At 62.1% G+C, this 6,562-nt stretch carries 6 protein-coding genes; 1 reads left to right on the top strand and 5 read right to left on the bottom strand.

Translation table 11 applies throughout. The features are described from left to right. Positions 1-359: 359 nt before the first annotated feature. Positions 360-1,100 carry a glycine zipper 2TM domain-containing protein gene (locus tag BVER_RS26780; RefSeq protein ID WP_050455843.1) on the top strand — a complete coding sequence of 247 codons (741 nt, stop codon included), beginning with the start codon at positions 360-362 and terminating at the stop codon, positions 1,098-1,100. A gap of 76 nt (positions 1,101-1,176) precedes the next feature. On the opposite strand, the gene pssA is transcribed toward BVER_RS26780, so the two are convergent. The 5 genes from pssA to BVER_RS26755 form a co-directional block, all read right to left on the bottom strand. Next, positions 1,177-2,043 carry a CDP-diacylglycerol--serine O-phosphatidyltransferase gene (pssA, locus tag BVER_RS26775; RefSeq protein WP_050455842.1) on the bottom strand — a complete coding sequence of 289 codons (867 nt, stop codon included), beginning with the start codon at positions 2,041-2,043 and terminating at the stop codon, positions 1,177-1,179. Positions 2,044-2,080: 37 nt separating this feature from the next. Beyond that, on the bottom strand, positions 2,081-2,725 hold the full coding sequence (locus BVER_RS26770) for a phosphatidylserine decarboxylase (protein WP_050455841.1): 645 nt from the start codon (positions 2,723-2,725) through the stop codon (positions 2,081-2,083). A 108-nt stretch (positions 2,726-2,833) separates the two neighbouring features. Beyond that, positions 2,834-3,850 carry a ketol-acid reductoisomerase gene (gene ilvC, locus BVER_RS26765; RefSeq protein ID WP_050455840.1) on the bottom strand — a complete coding sequence of 339 codons (1,017 nt, stop codon included), beginning with the start codon at positions 3,848-3,850 and terminating at the stop codon, positions 2,834-2,836. 76 nt (positions 3,851-3,926) lie between these two features. After that, positions 3,927-4,418, bottom strand: a complete 492-nt coding sequence (gene ilvN, locus BVER_RS26760) for an acetolactate synthase small subunit (RefSeq protein WP_035939651.1) — start codon at positions 4,416-4,418, stop codon at positions 3,927-3,929. Between the two features lie 111 nt (positions 4,419-4,529). Next, positions 4,530-6,293 carry an acetolactate synthase 3 catalytic subunit gene (locus BVER_RS26755; protein ID WP_050455839.1) on the bottom strand — a complete coding sequence of 588 codons (1,764 nt, stop codon included), beginning with the start codon at positions 6,291-6,293 and terminating at the stop codon, positions 4,530-4,532. Positions 6,294-6,562 lie beyond the last annotated feature (269 nt).

Here is a 6,562-nt window from a genome sequence, read left to right as displayed (position 1 = left end):
CCTACTTCGATCGTCTTGGCATGCCTCGCCTCACATAACCTCAACTTCCCGAACCGCCCGGTGCGGACCCGCACGCCGGGTGGTGTGGCAGGGTGGTGTGGCAAGGGACCGGCCAGCTTGCTGGCCGTCCCTATGCCGATCGTCTGAACGATTTTGTTGTAACTGCTGGTAAAAGTTTCAAACCTTCAGCATCCCGCATGGCGGGGAACGCCGTGAATTCACGCATGGCATCGGATGTGCTTGAATCCATGCGCGCCGATTTCCGGGAAATTGTTACAAGCGGAAAAAGCGCGGATTACGGGTTTCCCCGACAATAGGATCGAACAGCGGCAATCCGCCTCGCACTGGAGGTTCAAAAAATGGATAACGGGACCAATAAACTCAGCACGTCGCCGTCCACGGGCGGCGCATCGAATCAGCCGCGCCGGCTGCATCCGCTCATCGCGACGGCGGCGGGCGCGGTAATCGTCGTCGCGAGCCTCGTCGCCACGGCGGCCATGACGGGACTGTTCCCGAAGGTATCGAGCGATTCGGCGCAGAATCCGCAGACGCAAACGGCGGCGGTCGCGCAGCAGCAGCAACCTGTCGTCGATTCGGCGGCGCCGAGCGCGGCGACGCAATCGCCTTCCGCTCAGGCGGCGCAGCAGCAAGCAGCACAGCAGCAGGCGGCGGCTCAGCAGGCCGCGCAACAACAGCAACAGGCGCAGCAAGCGCCCGCACAGCAGCCTTCCTATGCCCAGCAGCAACCGCCGCAGCATGTGGCGGCGTGTACGACCTGCGGCACCGTCGAAGCCATTTCCGCCGTCAAGCGTGAAGGTCACGGCACGGGGATCGGCGCGGTCGGCGGCGCGGTGGCGGGTGGCGTCGTCGGCAATCAGTTCGGCGGCGGCGGTGGCCGCACCGCGATGACGCTCCTCGGCGCGCTCGGCGGCGGTCTCGCGGGCAATTCGGTCGAAAAGTATATCCGCAGCGAGACGGATTATTCGGTCCGCGTGCGGATGGAAAACGGCCATACGCGCTACTTCACGTATAAGAACCCGCCGCCGTTCAGTCAGGGCGAACGCGTGCATATTTCGAACGGCACGCTGGTTTCGGGCTAAATCGCCGGAAACGGGCGCGGAAACAAAAAAGGCGACGGAGGAATCCGTCGCCTTTTCTTCATCCGATGCCGCCGCGTCAATGATCCCGCTGTGAGCTGCGCGCCGGATTCGGCCGCCCGCGCATCGCCATGTACACCCACCAGAAGTAACCCGAGAAGCCGTACAGCACGAACAGGCAGAACAGCATCACCGGCGGGTCGGACGACACCAGCACGAACGCCACCACGATCAGCAGCACGCCCGCGAACGGAATCCGGTAACGCACGTCCAGCGCCTTGCCGCTGTAAAACGGCGCGTTCGATACCATCGTCACGCCCGCGTAGATGGTCAGCGCAAAGGCGACCCACGGCAGCCACACGAGCTTGAGCGGCACGCGATTATCGGTCGCGAGCCACACGAAACCGGCGATCAGCGCAGCCGCCGCCGGCGACGGCAAGCCCTGAAAATAGCGCTTGTCGACCACGCCGACGTTGGTGTTGAAGCGCGCCAGCCGCAGCGCCGCGCCCGAGCAATACACGAACGCCGCGAGCCAGCCCCAGCGCCCGAGGTCTTTCAGCACCCATTCGTACATCACGAGCGCCGGCGCGACGCCGAACGACACCATGTCCGACAGGCTGTCGAACTGCTCGCCGAACGCGCTCTGCGTATGCGTCATGCGCGCGACGCGGCCGTCCATGCCGTCGAGCACCATCGCGACGAAAATGGCGATGGCGGCGATTTCGAAACGCACGTTCATTGCCTGCACGACGGCGAAAAAGCCGCAGAACAGCGCGGCGGTGGTGAAAGCGTTCGGCAACAGATAGATGCCGCGCTTCTTGAGGAATTGCTGCCGCTTGGCGCGCCGCGTCTCGACGACGCCGACGTCCTGCGCGGATTTGTTACGGCGGAACGCCCGAGGAGGCGCTCCGTTCATGCGGTTACGGCGCGGTTTGAATGCCGCCATCGAGTCCTCCGAGTCCTGCCCGAACCGAAAGCCGGCCTTATTCCGCGAACTCGGCGAGGACCGTCGACGAAGCCGACACCTTTTCGCCGATCGACACGCGCGGCCGGCTACCGACCGGCAGATACACGTCGACACGCGATCCGAAGCGGATGAAGCCGTAACGCTGCCCGCGCGTCAGCGGCTCGCCGACGTGCACGTAGCAGAGAATGCGTCGCGCGATCAGACCGGCGATCTGTACCGACGTCACCGTGTGCCCCGCCGCCGTCTGGATGACGACCGCGTTGCGTTCGTTTTCGATCGATGCCTTGTCGACCGCGGCGTTCAGATACGCGCCGGGGAAGTACTGGACCTTGGTGATCGCGCCGTCCACCGGCGAGCGCTGCGAGTGCACATTGAACACGTTCATGAACACGCTGATCTTGAGCGCTTCGCGGCCCGCGTACGGGTCCTGCGTGGTTTCGACCGCGACGATACGGCCGTCCGCCGGGCACAGCACGGCATTCGGCTGGGCGGGAATCGGCCGGGCGGGATCGCGGAAGAACTGGACGACGAAAATCACGATCAGCCAGAAGATCCAGACGAAGCCGAAGCCGCCGATCGCCTGCACCAGAATGGCGACGACAGCCGCGATGGCGATGAACGGCCAGCCTTCGCGGGCGATGATCGGATGGGGATAGTTCATGAACGAGTTCAGTGTTTTTTAAAAAACGTAGGATAGCAAAAGCCGCCCGGAGCACAGGGTCTCCGGGCGGCTTTACATGTAGCAAAAAGCGTGACTAGCGAATCAAGCTTAGTTCTTCGACTGGTCGACCAGCTTGTTCTTCGCGATCCACGGCATCATCGCGCGCAGCTTTTCGCCGACGACTTCGATCTGGTGCTCGGACGTGATGCGGCGGCGCGATTGCAGCGTCGGCGCGCCGGCGCGGTTTTCCAGAATGAAGTTCTTGGCGTATTCGCCGGTCTGGATGTCTTCCAGAACCGCCTTCATCGCCTTCTTCGTTTCGCTCGTCACGATGCGCGGGCCCGTCACGTACTCGCCGAACTCGGCGTTGTTCGAGATCGAGTAGTTCATGTTGGCGATGCCGCCTTCGTAGATCAGGTCGACGATCAGCTTCAGTTCGTGCAGGCACTCGAAGTACGCCATTTCCGGCGCGTAGCCGGCTTCCACCAGCGTTTCGAAACCGGCCTTGATCAGGTCGACCGTGCCGCCGCACAGCACGGCTTGCTCGCCGAACAGATCGGTTTCCGTTTCTTCACGGAAGTTCGTTTCGATGATGCCCGCACGGCCGCCGCCGTTCGCCACCGCGTACGACAGCGCGACGTCGCGCGCCGAACCGGTCTTGTCCTGCGCGACCGCGATCAGGTGCGGCACGCCGCCGCCGTTCTGGTAAGTGTTGCGCACCGTGTGGCCCGGGGCCTTCGGCGCGATCATGATGACGTCCAGATCCGCGCGCGGGATCACCTGGCCGTAGTGGATGTTGAAGCCGTGCGCGAAGGCCAGCGCCGCGCCTTCCTTGGCGTTGGCGTGCACTTCGTTCTTGTAGACTTCGGCGATCTGCTCGTCCGGCAGCAGCATCATGACGACATCGGCGCCCTTCACGGCTTCGCCCACTTCCTTCACCTTCAGGCCGGCGTTCTCGGCCTTGCTCCACGATGCGCCGACCTTACGCAGGCCGACCGTCACGTTTACGCCGCTTTCCTTCAGGTTCAGCGCGTGTGCATGGCCTTGCGAGCCATAACCGATGATGGTGACTTGCTTGCCCTTGATGAGGGAGAGGTCGGCGTCTTTGTCGTAGAAAACTTTCATGGTGGTTCCTTGTCCTGATGCGTTGAATTTGGTGTGCTACTTGCGCTGCTTGATGATGGGATGGATCGGTCGGTGCTCAGACCTTGAGAATCCGCTCGCCCCTGCCGATGCCGGAGCTGCCCGTGCGAACCGTTTCCAGGATGGCCGTGGCGTCGAGTCCCTGGATGAACGCGTCGAGCTTGTCGGACGCGCCCGTCAGTTCCATCGTGTAGGTCTTCTCGGTCACGTCGATGATGCGGCCGCGGAAGATATCCGCCATGCGCTTCATCTCTTCGCGCTCCTTGCCGACCGCCCTTACCTTGATGAGCATCAGCTCGCGCTCGATGTGGGCGCCCTCTGTCAGGTCGACCACTTTCACCACCTCGATCAGGCGGTTCAGGTGCTTCGTGATCTGTTCGATCACGTCGTCCGAGCCAATGGAGACGATGGTCAGCCGCGACAGCGAACTGTCTTCGGTCGGCGCCACCGTCAGCGTTTCGATGTTATAGCCGCGTGCGGAAAACAGCCCGACGACACGCGATAACGCGCCCGGCTCGTTCTCAAGCAAAACGGAGATGATGTGTTTCATGTGTGCAATTCCCGATGTTTATCCAGACAAGCGTTCGTTTCGAAAAACCCGCGCGCGGCACATGTCCTTTGTGAAGACAGGCGCGCGCGAGCCTCGCGCAACGAAGCGGCGTTATAGATCCTCAGACCCGAGCAGCATTTCCGTGATGCCTTTGCCTGCTTGCACCATCGGGAATACGTTTTCGGTGGGATCGGTCTGGAAGTCGAGAAACACGGTGCGATCCTTCAGGCGGAGCGCTTCCTTCAGCGCCGGCTCGACATCCGCGGTTTTTTCGATGCGCATGCCGACATGGCCGAACGCCTCGGCGAGCTTCACGAAGTCCGGCAGCGCGTCCATGTACGAACTGGAATAGCGCTTCGAGTATTCGATCTGCTGCCACTGGCGCACCATGCCCAGATAGCGGTTGTTCAGCGAGATGATCTTGACGGGCGTGTTGTACTGCTTGCACGTCGAGAGCTCCTGAATGCACATCTGGATGGAGCCTTCGCCCGTGATACAGACCACTTCGTCGTCCGGATGCGCCATCTTCACGCCCATCGCCGCCGGCAGGCCGAAGCCCATCGTGCCCAGGCCGCCCGAGTTGATCCAGCGGCGCGGCTTGTTGAACGGATAGAACTGCGCGGCCCACATCTGGTGCTGGCCGACATCCGAACACACGAACGCGTTGCCGTCGATCAGCTCGGCGAGCTTTTCGACGACGTACTGTGGCTTGATGATCTCGCTCTTGCGGTCGTACGAGAGGCAGTCTTTCGAGCGCCAGCCTTCGATCTCGTCCCACCACGCTTTAAGCGACTGCGTGTCCGGGCCGTGTTCCGCGTGCTGAAGCTGCTCGATGAGTTCCTTGAGCACTTCCTTCACGTCGCCGACGATGGGGATATCCACCTTCACGCGCTTGGAAATGGACGACGGATCGATGTCGATATGGATGATCTTGCGCGGCGACGACGCGAAGTGCTTCGGATCGCCGATCACGCGGTCGTCGAAGCGCGCGCCGATGGCGATCAGCACGTCGCAGTTCTGCATCGCCATGTTGGCTTCGTACGTGCCGTGCATGCCGAGCATGCCCAAGAACTTCTTGTCGGACGCGCGATAGCCGCCGAGGCCCATCAACGTATTGGTGACCGGATAGCCGAGCAGATCGGCGAACTGGTTCAGCTCGCGCGATGCATCGGCCAGAATGATGCCGCCGCCGGTGTAGATATACGGACGCTTGGCCGCCAGCAGCAGTTGCACCGCCTTGCGGATCTGGCCCGAATGGCCCTTGGTGACCGGATTGTACGAACGCAGCGACACGCTCTTGATTGGCTCGTACTTGCACGGCGCCTTCGACACGTCCTTCGGAATGTCGATCAGCACGGGACCGGGACGGCCGGTGCGCGCAATGTAGAACGCCTTCTTGACGATCGCCGCCAGGTCGCGCACGTCCTTCACGAGGAAGTTGTGCTTCACGCAGGGACGCGTGATGCCGACCGTATCGCACTCCTGGAACGCATCGAGGCCGATGGCCGCGGTCGGAACCTGGCCGCTGATGACCACGAGCGGAATGGAATCCATATAGGCCGTGGCGATGCCGGTGACGGCATTGGTCACGCCCGGGCCCGAAGTCACGAGGCACACGCCCACGTTGCCGGTGGAACGCGCATAGGCGTCGGCGGCGTGGACTGCGGCTTGCTCGTGGCGCACGAGGATGTGCTGAATCTTGTCCTGCTTGTACAGCTCGTCGTAGATGTAGAGTACCGAGCCGCCGGGATAACCCCAGATGAATTCGACGTTCTCATCCGCCAGCGCGCGCATGAGCACGGTGCCGCCGATGGAGTCAGCTTCTTGAGGAGGTGTGGTATCCGACGTGGAGAATTCCGCGCTAGGCATGTTCATTCGTCACCTTTCGAATTTTCGGCAAAAAATTGATCGGGTGCTCTCTACCGGGCTTGTGGCTCGGGTTCAAGCGGCGCGTCTTGGTTTGACAGGCGTGCTTCTTGGGCTCGCCTCAAAGCAGACATTTTACTGGATGATGCGAGATTGCGGTAGGGATGTCCATTACTGAACACCCCCCGCACAGATCCCGGCGTGCCCAATTTAGGCACCGGGCTCCTACCTTGAGTGCTTGACGACAAAGCGCCGATCAGGCCATGGATGAAGAATGC

The organism is Candidatus Burkholderia verschuerenii (genome assembly GCF_001189365.1).
Classification (GTDB): Bacteria; Pseudomonadota; Gammaproteobacteria; order Burkholderiales; family Burkholderiaceae; genus Caballeronia; species Caballeronia verschuerenii.
The sequence above is the reverse complement of the archived record's forward strand: the minus strand, read 5'-3'. Positions and strand labels throughout refer to the sequence as shown.